Origin of the sequence: Wolbachia endosymbiont (group B) of Episyrphus balteatus, assembly GCF_947250575.1 — a bacterium.
Classification (GTDB): Bacteria; Pseudomonadota; Alphaproteobacteria; order Rickettsiales; family Anaplasmataceae; genus Wolbachia.
In genome coordinates, this window is sequence record NZ_OX366325.1 from 772,499 (window position 1) to 794,404 (window position 21,906).

The 21,906-nt window shown below is 34.5% G+C and carries 20 protein-coding genes and 4 pseudogenes; 15 read left to right on the forward strand and 9 right to left on the reverse strand.

Features of this window, described 5'->3' with window-relative positions:
- Window positions 1-226: 226 nt before the first annotated feature.
- Both OOL05_RS03705 and OOL05_RS03710 read left to right on the forward strand, forming a co-directional pair.
- Window positions 227-772 carry a hypothetical protein gene (locus tag OOL05_RS03705; RefSeq protein WP_264729852.1) on the forward strand — a complete coding sequence of 182 codons (546 nt, stop codon included), beginning with the start codon at window positions 227-229 and terminating at the stop codon, window positions 770-772.
- Window positions 773-846: 74 nt separating this feature from the next.
- Window positions 847-930 (forward strand): annotated as a pseudogene (locus OOL05_RS03710) (head decoration protein); the annotation flags it as partial.
- A gap of 52 nt (window positions 931-982) precedes the next feature.
- Here the strand turns inward: OOL05_RS03710 and OOL05_RS03715 are convergent.
- The 7 genes and pseudogenes from OOL05_RS03715 to OOL05_RS03745 form a co-directional block, all read right to left on the reverse strand.
- Entirely contained in the window at window positions 983-2,809 is a 1,827-nt protein-coding gene (locus OOL05_RS03715) for a phage terminase large subunit family protein (protein WP_264729854.1), read from the reverse strand.
- Window positions 2,809-4,312, reverse strand: a pseudogene (locus OOL05_RS03720) (ankyrin repeat domain-containing protein). Before OOL05_RS03720 ends, OOL05_RS03715 begins: the two are co-directional and overlap by 1 nt.
- Before the next feature lie 3 nt (window positions 4,313-4,315).
- On the reverse strand, window positions 4,316-4,792 hold the full coding sequence (locus OOL05_RS03725) for a hypothetical protein (protein ID WP_264729856.1): 477 nt from the start codon (window positions 4,790-4,792) through the stop codon (window positions 4,316-4,318).
- Window positions 4,789-6,021 (reverse strand): DNA modification methylase, encoded by a 1,233-nt coding sequence (locus OOL05_RS03730; protein WP_264376275.1) that lies wholly within the window; start codon window positions 6,019-6,021, stop codon window positions 4,789-4,791. The genes OOL05_RS03725 and OOL05_RS03730 overlap by 4 nt, the downstream gene beginning before the upstream one ends.
- 114 nt (window positions 6,022-6,135) lie before the next feature.
- A complete protein-coding gene (locus OOL05_RS03735; protein ID WP_026097221.1) occupies window positions 6,136-6,585 on the reverse strand; it encodes a crossover junction endodeoxyribonuclease RuvC in 450 nt (149 codons plus the stop codon).
- A gap of 938 nt (window positions 6,586-7,523) precedes the next feature.
- The gene (locus tag OOL05_RS03740; RefSeq protein ID WP_264704355.1) at window positions 7,524-8,942 is read right to left on the reverse strand and encodes an AAA family ATPase; all 1,419 of its coding nucleotides are present in this window, start codon (window positions 8,940-8,942) and stop codon (window positions 7,524-7,526) included.
- A gap of 886 nt (window positions 8,943-9,828) precedes the next feature.
- On the reverse strand, window positions 9,829-10,548 hold the full coding sequence (locus tag OOL05_RS03745; protein ID WP_264729858.1) for a helicase RepA family protein: 720 nt from the start codon (window positions 10,546-10,548) through the stop codon (window positions 9,829-9,831).
- Between the two features lie 137 nt (window positions 10,549-10,685).
- On the opposite strand from OOL05_RS03745, the pseudogene OOL05_RS03750 reads away from it, so the two are divergent.
- Window positions 10,686-11,793 (forward strand): annotated as a pseudogene (locus OOL05_RS03750) (IS3 family transposase).
- Window positions 11,794-12,460: 667 nt separating this feature from the next.
- On the opposite strand, the gene OOL05_RS03755 reads toward OOL05_RS03750, so the two are convergent.
- On the reverse strand, window positions 12,461-13,333 hold the full coding sequence (locus tag OOL05_RS03755) for a hypothetical protein (protein ID WP_264729860.1): 873 nt from the start codon (window positions 13,331-13,333) through the stop codon (window positions 12,461-12,463).
- A gap of 180 nt (window positions 13,334-13,513) precedes the next feature.
- Here OOL05_RS03755 and OOL05_RS03760 point away from each other — a divergent pair, with 180 nt between their 5' ends.
- Window positions 13,514-14,536, forward strand: a complete 1,023-nt coding sequence (locus OOL05_RS03760) for an IS110 family RNA-guided transposase (RefSeq protein ID WP_070357039.1) — start codon at window positions 13,514-13,516, stop codon at window positions 14,534-14,536.
- Window positions 14,537-14,776: 240 nt separating this feature from the next.
- On the opposite strand, the pseudogene OOL05_RS03765 reads toward OOL05_RS03760, so the two are convergent.
- Window positions 14,777-14,881, reverse strand: a pseudogene (locus tag OOL05_RS03765) (patatin-like phospholipase family protein); the annotation flags it as partial.
- A 95-nt stretch (window positions 14,882-14,976) separates the two neighbouring features.
- On the opposite strand from OOL05_RS03765, the gene OOL05_RS03770 reads away from it, so the two are divergent.
- From OOL05_RS03770 to OOL05_RS03820, 11 genes are all read left to right on the forward strand, one after another.
- Window positions 14,977-15,486 (forward strand): phage tail protein, encoded by a 510-nt coding sequence (locus tag OOL05_RS03770; RefSeq protein ID WP_264729862.1) that lies wholly within the window; start codon window positions 14,977-14,979, stop codon window positions 15,484-15,486.
- A complete protein-coding gene (locus tag OOL05_RS03775) occupies window positions 15,483-15,956 on the forward strand; it encodes a hypothetical protein (RefSeq protein ID WP_254229486.1) in 474 nt (157 codons plus the stop codon). The genes OOL05_RS03770 and OOL05_RS03775 overlap by 4 nt, the downstream gene beginning before the upstream one ends.
- Window positions 15,943-16,407: a phage baseplate assembly protein V gene (locus OOL05_RS03780; RefSeq protein ID WP_254229487.1), complete on the forward strand. Its 465-nt coding sequence runs from the start codon at window positions 15,943-15,945 to the stop codon at window positions 16,405-16,407. Before OOL05_RS03775 ends, OOL05_RS03780 begins: the two co-directional genes overlap by 14 nt.
- Window positions 16,408-16,662 carry a PAAR domain-containing protein gene (locus OOL05_RS03785; RefSeq protein WP_019236415.1) on the forward strand — a complete coding sequence of 85 codons (255 nt, stop codon included), beginning with the start codon at window positions 16,408-16,410 and terminating at the stop codon, window positions 16,660-16,662.
- Between the two features lie 35 nt (window positions 16,663-16,697).
- Entirely contained in the window at window positions 16,698-17,729 is a 1,032-nt protein-coding gene (locus OOL05_RS03790) for a PDDEXK nuclease domain-containing protein (RefSeq protein ID WP_264376895.1), read from the forward strand.
- Window positions 17,730-17,736: 7 nt separating this feature from the next.
- Window positions 17,737-18,072: a GPW/gp25 family protein gene (locus OOL05_RS03795; protein WP_264687116.1), complete on the forward strand. Its 336-nt coding sequence runs from the start codon at window positions 17,737-17,739 to the stop codon at window positions 18,070-18,072.
- A gap of 2 nt (window positions 18,073-18,074) precedes the next feature.
- A complete protein-coding gene (locus OOL05_RS03800) occupies window positions 18,075-18,860 on the forward strand; it encodes a baseplate assembly protein (RefSeq protein WP_019236412.1) in 786 nt (261 codons plus the stop codon).
- Entirely contained in the window at window positions 18,860-20,020 is a 1,161-nt protein-coding gene (locus tag OOL05_RS03805) for a phage tail protein (protein WP_019236411.1), read from the forward strand. Before OOL05_RS03800 ends, OOL05_RS03805 begins: the two co-directional genes overlap by 1 nt.
- A 168-nt stretch (window positions 20,021-20,188) precedes the next feature.
- On the forward strand, window positions 20,189-20,896 hold the full coding sequence (locus tag OOL05_RS03810; protein ID WP_230609168.1) for an ankyrin repeat domain-containing protein: 708 nt from the start codon (window positions 20,189-20,191) through the stop codon (window positions 20,894-20,896).
- A complete protein-coding gene (locus tag OOL05_RS03815) occupies window positions 20,897-21,466 on the forward strand; it encodes an ankyrin repeat domain-containing protein (protein WP_019236409.1) in 570 nt (189 codons plus the stop codon).
- A gap of 17 nt (window positions 21,467-21,483) precedes the next feature.
- A complete protein-coding gene (locus OOL05_RS03820) occupies window positions 21,484-21,906 on the forward strand; it encodes a DUF2924 domain-containing protein (protein ID WP_019236408.1) in 423 nt (140 codons plus the stop codon).

Consider the following 21,906-nt stretch of genomic DNA (forward strand, 5'->3'; position numbering starts at 1 on the left):
TAACTCTTTAATGTACATTAGTAAAAACCCAAATAATATAACCATTGATAACAATAAAAACCAAAGATCGTGAGAACTGTTTTTCTTTGAATCTGCAGGTCTAGTTTATTAATTAATTTAAAGTATTGCATTCTATCTTTATTTATATTATTATTAAAATAATAAATTAACTATAGAGAGGTATATAACGAAAAGTATATTTAATAAAGCTAATGCACCTTATCTTTTGAGTGGTGCTTTGGCTACTTCGGCTTTATTGGCATCAGGAGTGTTTGCTGTAGCTCCTTACATTGTTTTTTTAGCTCCAGTTGCAGCTTTGAGTGTTGGTCTTCCACTTATTGTTGTTGCTGCTGTGTTTTCTTTTGTAACTATTGCATTTTCATGTGCTGCAATTAGTAAAAACAACACTATTGCTGAGAAAAAAGATCAACTTAATCAACAAAGTAATGAGATTGCTAGCCTAAAAAAGCAACTTGATGAGAAAGAAATTGACGTACGAAATTACAAAAACTCAGAAGAAGGTAATTCTGCTTCTAGGTTAGCAAAAGCAGCATTAGCAGGAACAATGGCAACAGGAGGAATAGTAGGATGGATGTTAGGAGGAATAGTAGGATGGATGTTAGGAGGAATAGTAGGATGGATGTTAGGAGCAATAGTAGGACAATCAATATTAGGAGTATATGTTGACAATTCTAAAGAAGGAGAAGCACGGAGAAAAGCGACTGTTGATAATGCTGTACATGTTTGGGATGTATCGCAATCAAACATTTAAAGTATGTGTATAACCGCCGTGTATAACAACCACAAATATGGCGGTAAAAAAATAAAAAAAGGAGAGAAAAAGACATGATAAGTATAACTGAAGGAAATAATTTAGGAGATCTTCTGAAATATGAAGTGTCCAACTTATATTCAAGAGATCAGATAACATGGCACCACGAGCAATAATTACTCCTTTACTATTTTCCTTTGCGTTTACATCTTACTTCTCATTCAACCATTTGCTTTGTCTCACTTTTTTAGGTTTTTTGCTTTCTGGCTTTTCACTTAAACTATTCCATTTACTCTCTGGCCAACGATCGATTCCAAGCGCAATAGATGCTGCTCTTGCGTAAATTCGGCAGTCTAGCACTTCATTTCTTTCTCTTACCTTTTGCCACTCCTGTTTGGTGTATCCTTTTACTACCTTACTGACTAATTGCTCTGCCGTTAACTGCTTAAAATATTCGGGTGCATACTCAGGAAAATGACAATATCCTGCTGGCACTTTCTCTTCTTCTTTTAAAATATTAAGTAGCTGAAAAAGCTCTGACTTTAATATCGATACTCCTACTGGCCAGAGCTTTATTCCTCTTTTTAGCTTTTGACCACCAACTGTTATATCAACTCTACTTGGGCTGCTAAGTGGCACTAGGGCTTTATTTACACCTTTAACTGCCATTACTCTTCCAGAGCCTTGATGACCTCTTACCCAATTGTATACTTCTTGTGTCGCATACCCAGCATCAACCGCCATCATACTTATCATGTATTCAAGACCATTTTCACCGATAAAATGATGATTTAAGAGCTCAGAGAGTTTTCCCCATACTTCTCCTCTTCCAGTATCACCTTCAAATACTCGGTAGTCTATTGACCAATTTTCACGGCTTTTTCCCCATGCTACAACTTCTACTTCTAACCGATCTTTTTGGACATCTACTCCTGCTGTGAGAACCACTTCACCTTTTGGTACTGTGCCTACGGGAAAAAATTCTCTTCTGTTGAATAATTGCTTCCAGTCTGGTACTTCTCCCTTATCTACCCAGGTTTCTCCAAGCGTTGTATTTATCCAAACTTTCAGTAATTGTTCACTTTCTTTGGCATGGAGAAAATCTTCTACTGCTTGTTGCCAACTATACCAGCCAACTGGACTATAAAGACTTGAAAGATGAAATCCTTTTTTCTCACCTTTTACTCTATTAGTAGGTCTCCATTCTCCACGCTCAAGCATCTCTGTCTTTTGATGATTTTCTATTTTGCCGCTACATTCAGTGCAGACATAATGTGCTGTTTTCGAATCGTTATTTTCCCATTTTATTTGTGACCATTTTAGAACTTGATAGTAATTACAATATGGACATGGTACAAAAAAATATCTCTTATCTGTTGCTTCAAATTCCTTTTCAATTCTGCTTATTCCATGAATCGTTGGTGTTGACACTAAAAAAATCTTTCGCCTTGCAAATGTATTAGTTCGGGCAATACTGAGCAGCACTGGATCTCCTTCTCCTCCTGAATCTCCTGGGTAGGCATCTATTTCATCAAGAAAGAGATATTTTACTGGCATAGATCTCAGTGCTACACTGCTATTTGCTCCGGTTATTACTACTATTCCACCTGGAAACTCCTTACTTTGTACAGTATTGCCTGAATCTCTTGATCTTTGGTCTTTTACTTTACTTTTTAAACATGGTGTACTTTCAATCAGTGGCGCAAATCTTCCTTTTGACCAACGCTTTCCCATTTCAACTGTTGGCTGTACTACTAGCATTGGTCCTGGTGTTTGATCGATGATATAGCCAATCCAATTGTTGCCAGCTTCTGTTCCTCCAATCTGCGCTCCTTTCATGAATACTACTTTTTCTGCTGGTGAGGACGGAGAAAGTGAATCCATGATTTCTTTTAAATAAGGAGTTCTTTCCGTTCTCCACTTCCCTGGCTCTGATGCTGCAGTTGCTGCTAGAACTCGATACTCATTCGCCCACTCTGATACTTTAAGCTGGGGATCTGGCTTTAATCCTGAATAAAAGCTGGCACTGTAGATCACTATGCTCCACTCAAACAATTCCTATGTAAGCTTTCTACTTCAACACTATCAATTTCTGATCTGACATTTTCTGTGCCTTTCTGCCCTTCTAATTCCATAAACATCTTCTTCTGAGATTCATTTTCTATGTACTTTTGTGTAAGACCACTCATAACTATTGCTACAGTGAATGCAACTATTGCTGTTACTATTATCAGAGTAAGCATTTGATATATTGTTGTTGCTGTTAAGCCTATATATGCTGCCATTGCTACTGCACTTACTGAAGTAAAAATGCAGATCACATTATTGTATTTTCTTACTTTTACTTCTCTATGTTCTATACACCTATTCAGAGCACAATAAACTGGTGAATTTATTACAGATACTCTCCTTTCGTCTGGTAATTTGACGTTCTTTTCTTTAAACAAAGCTTTAAGTAACTCTAAATTATTTGACTTGATTGCTAAATGCAAAACAGGTGTGTAATTTGCTCCTTTTTTCAGCAGTAACTTTACTACATGTAAATGCCCTTTTTCTGCAGCAAGGTAAATCGGTGATAGACCTTTATTATTTGAAACGTCAATATCAATTTCTTCTTTTAAAATAGACTCTACAATCTCAATTTCTCCTCTTTGTGCAGCTAAATGGAGTAGACTATTCTTTTCAGAACCGTATTTATTACTTATCAAAGCCTTCTTTATCTCAGGTTTAGCGTAATCAAATGGTGTCTTGCCGCTATCGTCTTTTACCAATGGATCTATATCTTCTCGCGTTAGTAAAACTTCTATTGTTTTAAGTCTTTCAGCATAATGTAGTGGTGTTTTATTTTCATAGTCTTGCAAATTGACTTGAGCATTAGGCTCCTTTATTAAGGATTTGAGGATATCAAGACATAAGTCTCTTTCATCATAATTAGTATTACTTACAGCTATATGCACAGGCGACAATTTCATTGAGTTTTGTCCCATGCGCGTGCTATTTACATCTGCTCCAAGCTTCAGCAGTAACTTTACTATCTCCAACTTTTTATTATTAACTGCATAGTGCATTGGTGTCTGATTTCGTGCATCAAAGACATCTATTTCAGCATTTCCTTCTCTTACTAAAATCTTTACAACTTCTACATGTCCAATACCAGCTGCCAAATGTAATGGCGTATGATGCAGAGCATTTCGTATATTAACGTCAATACCTTTTCCTATCAAATATCTAACTGCATTAACTTCACCTATCATTGCAGCTAAATGAAGTAAGCTATCTTCCTCAGAGCCATATTTATTATTGACTAATGCCTCTAATATCCTTGTCTTTTCACCTTCTTTTGCATAATCTAAAGAGGTTTTGCCTTCATTGTCTTCAACAAAAGGATTAATATTCTTCTTTGTTAGTAACAAATCCACCATGCTTAATTCGTCAAATTCTATAGCGCAATGTAGTGGTGTCTTGCCATTTAATCCTCTAACATTAACATCTAATCCAGGTTAGACACTTTATTAATTCTAAACTTAAGTTAGCAGACATTATTTAAAACTTAATATTAGATAATTCTTGTAATGAGTTTGTAATCTCTTCAGTTAGCGCCATATGAATCTTTTCAGTATCACTCAGTGATGCAAGTAGTGCTGAAACTCTATTTGGAATATTAAGCAAATTATTACGGACAACTCTTGCTACGTTAAATGCTTCACTTTTTACTTCTTCTACTGCTACAAGTTCACCAATCTCAGCTTTTGCCTTTGCCTCAAGCAGTTTACCACGTTCCATTTCATTTTTGATTCGAGTTTTAAGCAACATCGTGGAAAGTTTTTCTCCGTTTTCTGAATAGTTTTTTCTTCTCAATGGTTGACTTGGATCTCTTATTGCTGCTACTGCTTCATTTGCTTGTTCTCTATTGATCAAACCATCCTCCAACTCAACTATTCCTTTTTTTACTAAATAACAGACATATTGCTTTGAAAATCCTTGTTCTCTTGCCCATTCTGTTTGTGTTATTAATTTCACTTTTTTTGCTCCTTTTTTTCTTCTTGAATCTCTTGAAAAGTTTTACCAGCACCAGAAAGAATTGCCTCCCTGCCTGTATACACTTGCCAACGTTTTATCGTTACATCTACAAACTTTGAATCTAGCTCTATTGTTCTACAAATTCTTCCTGTTCTCTCACATGCAATCAGTGTGCTGCCAGAACCGCTAAATGGATCAAGTACTATGTCTCCAGATCTACTGCTGTTTACTATTGCTCTCTCCATTAGCTCTACTGGCTTCATCGTTGGATGTAGTGAGTTATGTATTGGCTTATCATAAAACCACAGATCACTTTGATTTCTTCCTCCATGCCACTCACGTTTATTGCCGCTTTTCCATCCATAGAGCATTGCTTCGTATTGTCTTTGATAATCTGATCTTCCTAGCGTAAAGTGATTCTTTGCCCAAATGATAAATGTTGACCAACGACCACCTGCTTCTTCAAATGCTTTTTGCAACGTCGAAAACTCTGATGATGATATGCAGATGTAAATTGCTCCTTTCGTATATGCTAAAATATTGGAACAGATGTAGTAGAGAAAAAGTTCGTACTTTTCACCTTGATTATCGTTTAGTATTTTTTTATCTTCTCTTTCCTGACTGCTACCGTAATCAACGTTATATGGAGGATCACATACGGTAATATCTGCCATTTTATTGTCTAATACCGCTTTATATGATTCAACTAAAGAGCTATCACCACAATAGATTCGATGATCACCTAAAATCCATAAATCCCCTGGTTTTGTTATTTCTACTTTTTTGTCATCAACAACTAAGTCAGAAAGATCTTCTTTTTCACTGTCTAAATCATCAAGAAAGTTTTGAACTTTTTCTAATTCAAATCCAGTCATTTTAAGATCAAACTGTAAATCTTCTAACTCTTGAATTTCCACTTTTAAAAGCTCATCATCCCACTTTGCCCAGTTAGCTGATTGATTAGCAAGTAGTCGAAAAGCTTTAGTTTGTGGTTCATTTAAATTATCACTGAGGACTACTGGAATACTTTCCATACCAAGTTTTCTTGCTGCTTTAAGTCTTAAATGACCATCAACCACAGTGCCATCGCTTTTTGCAACTATTGGTATACGAAAGCCGAATTCCCTGATTGAAGCACACATTCTGTTTACTACGTCATCATTTTTACGAGGATTACGCTTATATTCGACGAGGTTTTCAACAGGATAGTAGTGGATTGCTAAATTCATATCTTAATAATTAAAAAGTTAATATTCAAAATATCTCTGACACTAGAAAAGGCCTGGGGTCAGCACCACCAAACCCTCCATTATGGCCGAAAGGACCCACTTTTTATGAGCTTATTAATATCTTTCCATAACATAGAACATCAAAGCTAAAGCATCTGCTTGATTATCATCTCTAGGTGAAAAACCTTTTTCACGTATCGCTTCAATAACTTCACTCTTACTTGCATTGCCTTTGCCTGTTATAAAGCGTTTTATAGTCTTAACAGGAACACTCTGATAGGGAATATGATTCTCTTCACACCAAGCAGAGAGAACTGCAAGAAAACCACCATAACAATGCGCTGCATCAGTTCCAAGGTGTCTTCTCACTTCCTCAAAATAAACTGTTTCAATACTTGGAAATTTTTCTTTCATTTCATTCAACCACTTACGAAAATTTAGAAATACCATGCCACCTCCACTGAAACGACTACCATGAAAACTTTTGCTTCCACTTTCAATTACTCCATCTGTTAGAATTGCCCAGCCTGTTTGTTTGCCGAGGTCCAGTGTTAGGATTGACATACTACTTTCTAAAATTAAAAGGACTTATCTATAGCTTGCAGACAAATAAAGTCTTTTGTGGTATAAATTCTTTATATGAAAATGAGTTCTTTAAAGTTGAAAAATCTATTGCTTTTATCATAAAACCACTAAAACATTGACTATAAGTAGCACTGATTCCAAAATATCGTTTGGTTCCTGCAAAATACACTAGCAATTCATAGGTTTTTGTAGTCCAACAACGAGAATTATGTGCTACTGCAGAAAGTTGTTTTCTTGTTATATATATTCACCAAAATTACGAAAACTGTTCACTTTTTTTTGCAAAGGATAAAAACCTTGTTAAACTTGTCTGCAGGTTTGTTTTATAACAGTAGAATTACTAAGGATAGCTTTTATTTGAGTTTAAAGGCTATTATAGACGTTCTTTGGTGAGCAGTGATAGTTTTTTCCCTAAAGCCATATCTAGCTTTAAAACACAGTTTTTGCCTTATTTAAAAAAATATAAATTCTCAATTACGTAAAAGCCTAGATTTCTTTTGCTTTCTGTTTTCCAACTTTTCTGTTTGAAGCACATCTACACTCAATGCCCCTATACTAAATATATACCGGATTTCTTACTACTTTTTCCGGGATTTTTTGAAAAAAAGTTAAAATAATTTTAAATTACCAAAAGAATTAAAGAGAGCCTAAACTTTAAGAACCCACTAAACGTAAGTCCGACCTCCTAGACACCTTACTATTTGAGTTGAGAGGAGACTACACGAGCTTTTGATCCCCCTATCTAGATCATCAATAACGCTATAATAGCCCTTTAAATGGTTTAAAGAATTATGTTGCAGTAGAGAGATTGTTTTGGCTCCATCCCCTTTTTGTAAAGCTAAAGATACTAATGTTAGCAAACTCTATGAATTTAAGAATAACTGTAGAAACTACCATTGTTTAAGTCAGGAAAAATATTACTTACAATTTAATAATTTTCCAAAATCAATTATGTTTGAAAAGTAATCACTATCTATAACATCATCACTTACATCATTGACGTGGATAAGGACTGGACGACATGAAAAGCCTTTTGGACGATTTAGTGCATCTATTTTCTTTTGTACCTCTTGTATTATTGAATGACCAATTTTATCTTTTGAAAATTTGATTTCGCAAATGTAGAGAGTATTAAACTTTGTTTGAATCATATAATCAATTTGACAGCCTGCGCTATTACGCGTTCTTTTCTGAAAAAATGGATTTTCGCTTATTATTCCATCAATTCCTAAGATATTATGTATACTCTTTCTATTGTTCAGCACCAAATTTTCAAATTGAAGCCCAATAATTGTATACCACTCTGGTAAGAACCCTATAGAATAGGTGTCACGACTAATTTTCCCTAGATCTTTTTCGATATATTTTAGATAAAACCTTAAATAATTATCTTGAAGTCTGTATCTCCTGAGTCGTGAATCAGTACCAGTTTTTATACTCCAAGTATGATCTTTTGCAATAAAACCAGCAAGCTCAAGCTCATGTAGATACTCAGAAATGCGTCCATGTCTTACGATATTTAAAGTAGCACAAATTTCTTCTTGTTCTTTAGCTCCAGTAGAAAGAGCTCTGACTATTTGCTTATAAAAAGCCGTTTTTCGCATGAATAAATCTGAGAATATTTGATTAAATTCTTCAACTAAAAACCCACCTTTTGTAAAACAAAGCCTTTTAATATTTTCTTCAGCGCTATGTTTAAAATTTACCTCCTCTAAATACTTTGGAATTCCGCCAGTTACTGCAAGCACCTTAAATTTTTCATATGCTGAAATATTTTTTGGCCAAAATTCGTTGCAATCAGAAAGTGATAATTCTCCGAGTGTTAAAGTCAACGATATTCTCCCTACGAAACCAGTACTACTAAGTATATTTTTCTCGATCCAGGATGAAGCTGATCCACAAACAACAAAAATTAGCTTGTTATTATTTTTTAGCTGCGTATCCCAAAAATTTTTTATTTTTCCTAAAAAGGTTGGATCTTTTGAGCCCATCCAAGAAATTTCATCAAACAGCACTAATGTTTTTCCTGATAGTAGACGTTCACCAACTGCCCATAGTAAATCGCTCCAGTCATCATACCTAGCAAAAGATGTATTAAATTGTCTAGCAACTTGTCTAGAAAATTCATTAAGTTGGTAGGACATTGTAGTATGCTTTTCTGGTGGCAAACCTATAAAGGAGTAATATTGTTCAAAATACTTACCAAACTCTTGAATTAAACGACTTTTTCCTATACGACGCCTTCCTTTGACTACTACAAAAGATGCAGTATTTTTTTCTGTAAGCTCCAGTAGTTGTTTTAACTCAGTTTGCCTACCAATAAATGATGGAGACATAAAATACGAAATATAAATCTTTGTCTCCGTTATACTAGATAAAATTGGAGACGTAAATAAATAAATTTAGATCTTTGTCTCCATCTTGAACTATTGAGAGGGTTTTGTAGCTTATGTTTATGGCAGCAACTTTTTTCCTTTAGCTTCATTTACAAATTATTTATAGAGATTACCTAAAGACTCAACTTAAGAATTTTAGATAAAAGTCGTTATATCTCAATAAGACCTCCAAAACCAGCTCTTGTTTCACCTAAATTACAAAAACTTTTCACTTTTTTGAAAAAAATGTTTTACAACGAATAAAAAGCGTGATAGGGTACAATGAGGGTTTTTTTATAACAAGTAAAACTTTAAAGCAAGAAATAATTTAGAAATGCCTCATAATCGAGTTTTAAGCTACCCTACGTGAGTAACTTAGGTCTTGGTGGTATAATTGTACCCTGAGGTTGTAGAATCGCTTTAAAATCCAATTACGGTTCATTTGTTTTTTCTGAGCATTGTCTTTCATTTCTTTTATCAGATAATTTTGAAAGAGAGCTTTATACGTATCCATAGCTTATTATTGTAGACTGGTTAGTAACCGAACAGAGTAGTATGTTTTAAAGTCATACTACTATATTATTATTATATAATAATAGGAAATTTTGGAAACTGGAGACTGGTCAAAACTCCTCAATACTCCTAAGCTTTTTGCCACCTAAACCAGATTACAGCTCAGAAATCTGTCAACCATTAAACCATTGAAAATCTAGCATTTTTTTACTACCAGAAAGTACCAGATCTCATAAACTGCACCAGATTCTGCCAAGACTGAAGAGTTCTGGAGTCTGAAATAATCAATATACTTCGTAAGTAACCTTATTACTGTAAATGATATAGAAGAGATCTAATTATAGTAAAGCCAAATGTTTGAATCTTCAACTGGCATAATACTGCCATATTCTGGCGATTTATAATCGGTTGGTAAAATCTTCTCATATACTGTAATATCCTTATTTAGTTGGTTTGTAACTTTCTTTTCCATATCTTCAACACAAAGTATCCCATACTTACTTCTTTCAGCATTTTTATCATTCCTGTTAAACTTAATGTAACCTTTTGCAGCAAGAACATCAATGCGTTCACGAATGGAGTTTTTACTACCAAGACCTGCTTTATTTTCAAATACCTCACAGAATGTATTGATTGTATATACTTTCCCTCTATTTCTCGCCTCGTCGTAAATTAATTGCAGTATAATATCATATCTACGAGAACGCTCTGCATCTAATTTTTGTCCATAATCTTTATGTATCAGTCTCTGTGACTCATAATCAAGTATTTGCCAGCAGTTATCGATTTTATCAACACATTTTGATGGAATAGCATGACCATTACGTAATTCAAACATCAGTTGACGACTACTTTGCCGTTCATCTGGCTTAAACATTATCATTCCTGTAGTATAAAAGCTTCTTAACGAACCAGCACCACTGAAACTCTGAAAAGGATCTTCTTCTAATGATTTCTTTTGCATCTTCTTCGTGTGATGTACTAAAATGACTCCTGCATTCGGATTAACTAACGCTCTCAATTTTTCAACTCTTTCTTGCAGGAAAAATAGCATAGCATTGTTATCATTTTCACTACTGTTCTCGCCAGCATCAAAAACGTTACGTAGTGGATCAATAGCTTATAATGCACCCCATAAACTAGACCAAAAAAAAATGGTTGATCCGAGTAGGAAAGTAAAGGGGTAAAAGTATGGCAACAAAAAAATATGAACCAGAGTTAAAAGCAAAGATAGCTTTGGAAGCAATAAAAAATCAAAGAAGCACAGCTGAGATATGTAGTGAATATAAAATACCATCAACAAATCTATATGATTGGCGTGATAGAGTATTGGCAAGGTTAAAAGACCTATTTGTTGAAGAAAGTGAAAGTGCGAGAAAACAAAGAATCTTAGCGCAAGAAATAGAAAGTTTACATAAAGTAATAGGAGAATTGACAGTGGAAAATAGTTATTTGAAAAAAAAATTACTGAAATAAGCAAAAAAGATAGAGTAAGATTTATAGAAAAAGATTCTGATCTGTCAATTAGGAAATAGGCTGATTTACTGGGGATTTGCAGATCTAGCCTATATTATAGGCCTATAATTAATAACGAAAGTGAAATTTGATTCAAGAAGTATATTTGGCTTCTGATTGCCGTTATGGATATCGTAAAATTACTGCTGAGATCATAGCGAGTGGAGTAGTAGTCAATCACAAAAAAATCTTAAGAATTATGAAAAAAATGAAGATTAGTGGGCTGTATTGTAGAAAAAGATGTAATACAAGTATTAAAGAAAAAAAGCATAAAATATATCCTTATTTACTCAAAGATTTGATTATTTGTAGAGTTAATCAGGTATGGGCTACTGATATAACATATATTATGGTAGAAGGTAAGTTTGTCTATTTTGTGGCAATAATGGACTTGTATAGTCGCTATATTATTGCTCATTCATTATCACCATATCTCGATGCTGGATTTTGCCTTTATACTCTCAAAGAAGCTCTAAAACAAGGTAAACCTGAGATTTTTAATAGTGATCAAGGGGTACAGTTTACTAGCTACAACTTTATTATGGAATTAGAGCGTGCTAATATTAAAATCAGTATGGACCATAAAGGACGTTGCTTCGACAATATATTTGTTGAGCGCTTATGGAGAACTTTAAAGCAAGAAGCTATATATTATTATAGACCAAATAGTATCAGAGATTTGAATCTTATAATAAACGATTTTGTTGCTTGGTATAACTATAGAAGGCGACATCAGACTCTACATTATAAAGTTCCTGCTGATCTCTATTATCATAAACAGTAAATGAATATATTCATAAATACTTTAAATATGTGTCGACGTATTTATCAACATATTCATTTTAAAAATCGGATCACTTTGAAAAAAATGGTCTAGACAAATGGGTGCATTATAATGTATAACAATGTTACAAAAAATAATATCATAGAATTCAGTAGGATAATTCCTAGAAAACCCCTACATACTAAAAAAAGCAAAATGCTGTTAAAATGAGCTTAAGAATAAATAGCAAACATCTAACATAACAATTCTATTTGTAAATCAGGTGAGGCTTATCCTATAGAAAGCTTTCGAACTACGCAAGCGTATCTTTTGCCTTTAGTATTTCTTTATTGTTTAAGATAACTGTCTGAGCTCCTCTGCCTTAGCATTATATCTCCACTTTCTGCAAGTTATTCCATTAAGTAGTAAAAACATTAGACTTGCCGCAAAACTAAGAAAAAAAGACCAAAGATAGAGCAGATTGAACTTATAGTAAAAATAGAACAAAAAAACTCCAACAATAAATTATACAAACTTCATCAGGTTAACTTTAACTTAAGAAAACATAAATCAAATTTTCTTGCTCAAAGACCTTGCTTTTTCTCCAACCTTACTCAAACGTACTCTAGCTTAATGCATAATTTTACCCATAAACAACCTTATCTTTGGTACTTTTATTAGTTACAAGTCATCTAGAAAACCCAGATGCTCTACGAAGCCCACCAATCAATATCAGATCCTGCTCTTGTCCTACAGCATTTAATATAGCGTATAACAAAACCATCGCATCTCCCCCAGTAATACGCTTGCATCCTCCACAAAATTCGTATTCACTTAACTGTCGATTTGCCTCCACCCTTTTTCGTTCAACTTGTTCTGCGGTGTTAGCATACTTCAACTCTATTCCAATTGGATGAGTATCATCATTTTCCGCAGATTTTGATAATACTAGGTCTATTTTCCTTCCTCTCTGTAGCTGGAACTCAATAATTACCTTGGCAGGATTATCGCAACTTTGAAATATCCCACGCAACAAAGCCTGAAATTTAGCTTCATTGTTCACGAGTAGACGGTTTCCATTTAATAACGGAGACAACAGACGAGAAATCTCATTAAATAAAACTTCATACCTAGCCCTGTACTCACCATTAACATTACTATTATTACCAAAATTAGGCTCAGCACTCATCAACTGATCTGCAAGTTGATGTAAATTCCTAACATTACCCATTTGTTCTGAAAACCTTCCCTCGAAATAACCTTCACTATGAGAACGTGAGTAAGCACGTAGTGATTCGAATTTCTTTGCAGAAGCCACTTCCAGATGACCCTGGACGTCTACTTCACAAAGTACTTGACGCACCTTAGCATCATCTGTGGCTTGAGGCAGTAACGACAGGTTCAATGCCTTGTCTGGTAAAGTCTGCCACTTTAAACGACGAAAAATGTGAAGCACAAAAAAACCAATATTTGATAAAAATAGAGCTAAAGTTAACGCATGGCTTACAATATCTCCCCCTTGTATCTTGTCAAAAGCATCTGATGTTTTAAGCTTAAGCATTAGGTGGAGAAGGGAAGAACTTTGAATATCTCCTTAGATATAAAATCTGTGTGGTAGACAAGAGTTCCCTTCTCAAAAGTATAGGCTGAACGGTATCGTAGAAAGACCTAAATGGTTATAATTCTGTATCCACAAGGTTAGCCTTACTTTTCATTTTAATAGTAACGTATGGAGTTATATATGATCAACAACTTTTTGGGTATAGACATATCAAAAGATCGCTTTGATGTTTCTCTTTCATTCATAAGCAACAAAGGAAAACGTGAAACCAGGAAAAGGAGTTTCAAGAATAATGATCATGGGTTTCAAGGTTTACTGAGCTTTCTACAAAAGCATAATGTAGAACAAGTAAAAGCCTGCATGGAAGCTACTGGTTGTTATAGTGAAGCCTTAGCTGAATTTCTACACAATACTGGACATTTTGTGAGTGTTGTTAATCCAGCTTGTATAAGATTTTATGCAAAAAGTAAGCTTATACGACAAAAGAATGATCAGACTGATGCAGAGATAATTGCCGATTATTGCCAAAGACAGGAACCTATTCGTTGGGCACCACCTTCTCCTGAGTTAAAGAAATTAAAGCATCTTTATCGTTGCTCGGCTGCGTTAAAAGATGAATTGACATTAGTAAATAACCACTTAGAAAAAAAAGAGAGACTGCCTAAAGAAGTTGCAAATGCTTGGGAAGACCTTGCAATGAACATAAAACAAAAAATAGAAAGAATAAAAAACTCCTTACGTGAACTATTAAATAAACACAAAGAATTGTTGGAAAATTTTCAACTTCTATTGACCATTCCAGGAATAGGAGAAGAATCAGCAGTAGCTATTTTGGCTGAAGTTCCTAACATAAAAGCTTTCAAGGATGCCAGGCAATTGGCAGCATATGCTGGAGCTATACCACGAAATATAACGTCAGGTACGTCTGTACATGCCAAGCCCAGATTAAGTAAATCCGGTTCACGAACATTATGTAAGGCAATGTACTTTCCTGCCATAGTAGCTAAGAATCATAATCCTACTATTATGACTTTTTGCAAAAGGTTAAAAGAGAAAGGCAAGCATAACATGGCCATTGTGGGAGCTGCAATGCGTAAGTTACTCCATATTGTTTTTGGTGTTTTAAGGTCAAAGAAGGCTTTTGATCCAGATCATATCAAAAACTACAGAGCTAGGAGTTTGGCTGAAAGTTTAGTGCTTTAAAATCAAAAAACGCTCCAATTATGTAAAATAGTATCTTACACAAATTTTGTAACTGGTTAGTGAATATGTTGATAAGTAAATTAATTTTATACGTACAAAAAAGCGGAAATTTACTTATCAACATATTCACTAACTATAATCTGTGTACCGTTACACAAAATGTGAATTGGAAGTATTTTTTAATTTTATGATACAGCTTGAACAATTTTTGTAATTTTTTTGTTGACTTGCAAGACGGTATCTACCACTTGCATATGCACAAGCCGCTGGATTATTTGCAAAAACCCCTCCATCCACTAATACTCTGTCTATCTGATCAATTTTTAGATGTTTTGGTATGAGATATCTTCGTTATTGGTAACTGTAAGTATAAGGTGCACTCACTACCACTTAGAGATAAATCTGGAATGATCTGGTGAATCGAAGCATCTGGGGTGTAAATGTCTATTCATATAGAAGTTAATAGTAATAAGGTAATAGAAAGTGTAAACGCTAAAAGAAGAAAAATAGAATTAGCAATAGTGAGTGCATTAAACAGAACGGCACTATGGTTAAAAGCGCAAGCAGCTAAGGAAATCAGTGAGGAAAAGAGAATAAAACTAAGTTTGATAAGAAAGAGATTAAGAATTTTTAAGGCGAAAACTAGCAGATTAGAAGTGTTAATTAGAGCAAATCTCTATGACATTAGAGCATCGACAATTGGCAAGATACAAAAAACAAGAAGAGGATCGAAAGTAGGAAAGCATGAGTTTATAGGAGGATTTGCAGCAGTTATGCCAAAAGGAAATAGCGGTATTTTTAAGCGTGAAGGAAGAACAGCCCTGCCAATAAAGGAAATTAAGTTGCCACTAGAACCTGAGGCTTCAAGGATAATAGGAAATCTTGTTAATTATGAGGTTGAGGAAGTATTTACAAAATTTTTTGAACGTGAATTGAGCTATAAAGGATGAATTTGAAAGATTTACATCAAGCAATTTGCAGCACACTGAAGGAAGAAATACCGGCTATACAGACATGTGAAATTTATCCAGCAATAAGAAAAGAATTAGTAGCGCCAGCGGTGTTTGTGGAACTAGCAAGTTTAGAACCAGGTAAAGATCCAGGTACTGAAGAATTAGCTCTGAAAGCAAGATTTGAAGCACGAATTGTGATTGATAGCACAATAGAAAATGCTCCTCTTATTGTCAGATCATTAGCTGCTGAGGTTGCAAGAGTAGTGAACAAGAATACCTGGGAAAAGAATGTATCTCCGGCTGAATTTCTTTCTGCAGAGCCTGATGGATTTAGACCCGAATTAGATGCATATTTGGTGTGGATGGTTGATTGGAGTCATCAGCTTCATTTAGGTAAATCAGTATGGGAAGAGGGGAAAATTAAACAACATACAATAAACGTAGGAAATATAAATGTTGGACCATAGTTTTGCGATTTCAGAGCTAAATAGAAAATTAGCGAATATTATCCGTATTGGATTGGTAAAAGAAATAGATTATGAAAAAGCAAAAGTAAGAGTAAAAATAGGAGAATTTTTAACAGATTATTTACCGTGGATAACGAGCAAAGCAGGAAAAGATAGAGATTGGTCTCCGCCAGACATCGATGAACAAGTTATGATATTTTCTCCTCTTGGCGAATTATCGTTAGGAGTGGTGTTAGGAGGGATATACCAGGAAAAATACCCTGCATCAGAGAATAAAAAAGAGGTGAGTAGCTTAACATTTCAAGATGGAACAAAGTTGTCATACGATAAAGATAAACATCATTTAGAGATTGAAGTAGTAGATAAAATAACACTGAAAGCTGGGGGATCGAGAATAGAAATGACAAAAAGTGGAATAAAATTGAAGGCAGATAAAATAAACCTTAATTAAATGAATAAATCGGTTGTGCGAGTAGGAGATCATTGTGCAGAAGCAACACTACATTTTTGCGTTAGTGGCAGTAACAATGTTTTTGTAAATGGTAAGCCAGTTTGCCGAAAAGGAGATAATTTTACAGAAGGTAGAGTATTAACTGAAGGATCAAAAACAGTGTTTGCAAATGGGTTTGGAGTGGGAAGAGTTGGTGATATGGTTTCTTGTGGTTCCAAGGTGATCAGTGGTAGCAGTAACATTTTTTCAGGATAAAATATGCTATACTTATCAAAAATAAAGTTATGAATATGGATATAACTACTAGCCTATTAGGAGACATTAGTAATTTAATAGATAGAGCAAAAAATCATCTTTCTGTTCAATTCAATTCTACTCTAGTATTGTTAAACTGGGAAATTGGCTCTAGAATTGATCAAGATATTCTAAAGCACAAACGTGCAGATTATGGGAAGCAAATCATCTCCCAACTTGCAAAAGAACTTCAGATTAAATATGGACGTGGTTTTGATAGAGCGTCATTATTTCGTATGGTGCAATTTTCTAAATTCTTTTCTGATCAAGAAATTGTCGCGACACTGTCACAACAATTGAGTTGGTCACATTTTGTAGAAATTATTGCAATTTCTGATGAGCTGAAGCGTAATTATTATATAGAAATGTGTCGTATTGAAAGGTGGAGTGTTAGGGCACTACGTAGTAAAATCGATACTATGTTGTATGAACGTACAGCGCTAGCAAAAAAACCTGAAGAGTTTATAAGAAGGAGTATAAAAAATTTACGTGAAGAAAATATGTTAGCACCAGAATTCATTTTTCATGACCCATACTTCCTTAGCTTCATGGAATTGCCATCAAGTTATAGTGAGACTGATCTAGAAAATACAATCTTGGATGAATTGACAAAATTTTTACAAGAGTTTGGAAATGATTTTTGTTTTGTAACACGTCAAAAAAGGATGAGTACTAAAACAACTGACAGGTATTTGGACCTGCTATTTTTTCACAGAGGATTAAAACGCCTTATAGCAATAGAACTAAAAATAGGTCGCTTTGAACCAGCTTATAAAGGACAGATGGAATGGTATTTAAATTGGTTAGATAAAAATGAACGAAAAGCAGGTGAAGAAAAACCGTTAGGGATTATTTTATGTGCTGATAAGGATCAAGAGGATATAGAATATCTTGAACTCGAAGGCTCTAATATTCATGTTGCACAGTATTTAACACAGCTTCCTTCTAAAGAAATTCTTGAAAAGAAGTTGAGAAAGGCTATTTCTATAGCACGTGAAAAACATGCAAGTATTAAGTCAAATCCATGAAAAATATATGAAAGGAATGGATGCTAAAACAGGGAAAGAATTAGAGGGAATAGAGCACTTAAAGCAATCGATAATTGATATACTGACCACTCCTATTAACAGTAGAATAATGAGGAGAGATTATGGGTCAAGATTATTTGAATTAGTAGATAAGCCAATAAATAGAGATTTAACACTTGAGATATATGCAGCAACAGCAGAAGCACTGGGGAAATTTGAGAAGAGATTTAAGTTAGAAAAAGTAAAAATTACAGAAGTAAAAGAAGGGAGAGTAACATTGAATTTAGAAGGTGTCTATCTTTCAGAAGGTAAGTTCATAAATATTAATGGAGTAGTTGTTTAAAAATGCAGCAGCCAAATATTATCGAACCACTGAACTTTGAGGAGATCTTTTCCAGAATGAAAGAAGAGTTAGTAAATCGAGACACAAGTTTTACAGGATTGGTGGAAAGTGATCCAGCAATGAAGGTATTAGAAGTAGCAGCATGGAGAGAGTTGTTACTCAGACAAAGGATAAATGAAGCAGTAAAGAGTAATTTACTGAAATTTGCGACAGGAGAAGATCTTGATAATTTGGCTGAGTTTTATGGAGTAGAGAGGCAGAAAGAAGAAGACGATGTACGATTTAGAAAGAGGGTGAAAGCAAAAATAGTAGGCTGGAGCACATGTGGGAGCAAGGAGTATTATAGGTATCATGCACTGTCGGCAGATAGTAGAGTAAAAGATGCATTAGTAGAATCGCCTATACCAGGGAAAGTACAAATTTCAATCTTATCAACAACAACTGGCATAGTGTCAGAAGAGCTACTTGAAATTGTAAAAAAGCAGGTTACTAGAGATGATATAAGGGTTTTAACTGATACAGTAACAGTAATTGGTTGCAATATTACGGAAATAGATATTCACAGCAGAATGAGCATAAGTCCTGTGATATCGAAGGAGGAAATCAAGAAGCAGTTTATTGAGAAGTTTGAAGCAAGTAGAAGGTTGGGATGGAATGTTACAAAATCATGGATAATAGCGAATCTATTTGTAGATGGTGTAGAAAATGTGGAATTAATCGAGCCAAAAGAGGACGTTGTAGTACTAGGAAATGAGTGCGCTGCATTAAGAAAGTTAAAGGTTGAGTAATGTTATTGCCACCAAATGCAACAAACCAGGAAAAAGCGCTAGTAGATGCGATAGATTATAAGGTTGATCCAAGCTGTATTAGAGGATTTAAATTTAGATTGGAAGAAGAAACATTGCCGTGGATAATAGAAGAATATGGTTTAGAAGAAATACTACGCTGGGTAAAAGACAAAAGAAAAGCTGTAGTAGAAGGAGTGAAATTTCAAAGACTACGTGGAACGCCTGCATCACTTAAAATAGCACTGAAATGGGCGAATATAGAAGACATTACAATTATCGAAGAACCACCTGGCAAGCACTTCTTTGAGCTGCAAATTGGAATAAAGGATGTGCCAAATGACTTTTTCGTTGATGCCGCTATAGAGCTTGCAAAACTATCATTACCAGCAAGATCAAGGCTAATGAGGATTTTCAATGGCCACTATAACATTGATAGGTTTATTTTAGATGAAAGCTTTTTTGGGAATTTGCTATCTGATTATTCTGGAATCAAGATCAAAAAAGAAGGGCCAATACTATCATTTGGAAGAAAAAATTCATTTAAACTAAAAATAGCAAATGCAACTTTCAATTTTAGTACATTTCGAAATCATTATGAGAGAAGTTTTAGCAATGATTTATATCGCCTAGATGTTGCAATACTTGGAGAAACAGAGCCACATACCAAAAACTACAGTGGAATATATGAACGAAATCACATGTGGTACAATTTCAAAGCACTGTACTCTATTTCGCAGAGTTTACTACCACCAATAAAGTTTGCCAAAGCACAGATTGTATTGTCAGATAGCTGGAAATTAGGAGAAATAAATCACTGTTTTCCTCCTTGCTATCAAGAAGAAATAGGAGGCACACTTTTACTTAATAATGATAAACTTTCTGGACAGCTATGGAACTTGGAATGCAAACCAATTTTGGAAAGATTTAATATCAGCTATGAATATGAAGCAAAGAATTTTACTGATCAAAAGGTTGCGAAAGCTAATTTAACAGAATATCACGTAGCTTACGAAAATGATAGAAGTTCAGGACAAGAAGATTCAATACACGAATTAGAAAATTACATTTTAGTATTTTACCCAGGAGTACTGAAATGGCACGAACATCGACATTTGCACAGAAGTTGGAAAAGTAGTCAAGTTGTATCTATAATAAGTTAAGTACTTATATTTAGATCCTCATATATTATATTAATAATAGGTTAAAATGTATGAAATAAAAAGAAAAGGACTTGCTTTCTCATGCTAAAAAGGACATGACTTGAATAGCAGCAGGTAAATATAAGAAATTTGTCTGGCGCTAGAAAAGCTAATTTTGTGAGGTATGAAATGAGTTTTAGCAAGAGTAAGTTTTTTAAAGAAGTATCAAGTAACGGGTTTAAAAACATTAATAAAAGAAATGAAGAAGGAGAGACGATCTTGCATCAAGCAGTAGAAATCTCTGATTACAAAACAGTAAGGTTATTAATAAAAAAAGGAGCAGAGGTTAATGCAAGAGACAAAAATGGTTATACACCTCTGCACTGTGCAGTATTCGCAAAAAGTTTAGAAAATGTAAAAGTGCTGCTAAGGTCGGGAGCAGAAGTAAATGCCACTCAATATGTCACTGGATGTACGCCACTGCACTCTGCGTGCAAAATAGGAGGAGCAGGAGTTGAAATAATAAAAGAGCTGGTAAAGGCTGGAGCTGAAGTTAATCAACTGAATAAGTACGGAGCAACGCCAATGTATTACATATGGGAAAGTGAAAAGTATCGTCTATGTGATAGCAAAGAGAGTGAAAAGGCGAGTAAATTTTTGAGAGAAAAAGGAGGAATAACAAAAAGTAGAGAACTGACCTGCTATGGAATAGAGGGGCTAGTGGGAGAAATAGCAGACATGTTGAATGGAAGCTACATGCCGGAGCTAAAAATAATAGAGATAGGAGAAATAAGGAAAAGAGACAAATCACTAATAAAGGAGGAATGTCAAAATTTAGCAAGCAAGATAATAAGCCAAGTGAATGAAATGATTAATGAGACAGACTTAAGGTGGTAAATGGGTGGGGTAACTAAGATGTTCAATTTAAATAAGAGATTGGAAAAATTAAAGAAGAATTCATTTTATGTAATAAATGAAAAAGACGAAGGTGGTAATACAGTATTGCATCTAGCAGCACAATTCTCTGATGAAAAAGTAGTCAAGTTACTGATAGAAAGGGGAGCAGAAATAAATATAGAAAATAATAGCGGAGATACACCGTTACACCTAGCAGCATTTCTGGGAAAGGTAGAAAATATTAAGGCACTGATAAAAGGAGGAGGAGAAGTAAATGCTAAAAATGATGGAGGATATACGGCATTACATTGTGCAAGCATGATGAGCTGTGAAAAAACGGTAAGGGAGCTAATAAAAGCAGGATCAGATGTAAATACTAGAAATTATATAGGAAGGACGCCACTACACGGAGCAGTATTTATGAGGGAGATAAAGAACGTAAGAGCAATATTAGAAGCCAGGGGAGATGTAAATGAGAAAGATGATAAAGGATATACACCGATAGATTTGGCATATATGGGAAATAGCGAAGAGATCATGAGAGAATTAGTAGAAGGTTATGGAAGTTGATTGAGAAAAGGAAGAAAATGGTAGAAAAGGAAGTGTTGTTATTAGAGAGAAAATCGTTATCAGAACTGAGAAAAATATGGAAGAAGGTATATGGGGAAGAGGCACCTAAACATTCAAAGAAATATCTGATACCAAGACTATCATATAGAATGCAGGAGGAAGCATATGGAAAAATGTCAAGAAAAGGGTCAAAAAGACTAGAGTATCTGGCAGATCGACTAGAGAAGGGAAAAAGAATAAGTAGTGACAAATTGCCAGTAGCAGGAACAGAGCTAATATTAGAGAGAGGGGAAGAAACACATGCGGTAATGGTAACAGACAAGGGTTTAATCTACCGAGAAGAATTTTTCACATCATTGTCAGCAGTAGCCGGAAAAATAATGGGAATGAGTTACAACGGACCTTTATTATTTGGAATGCGTGATAAAAATGGAAGTTGA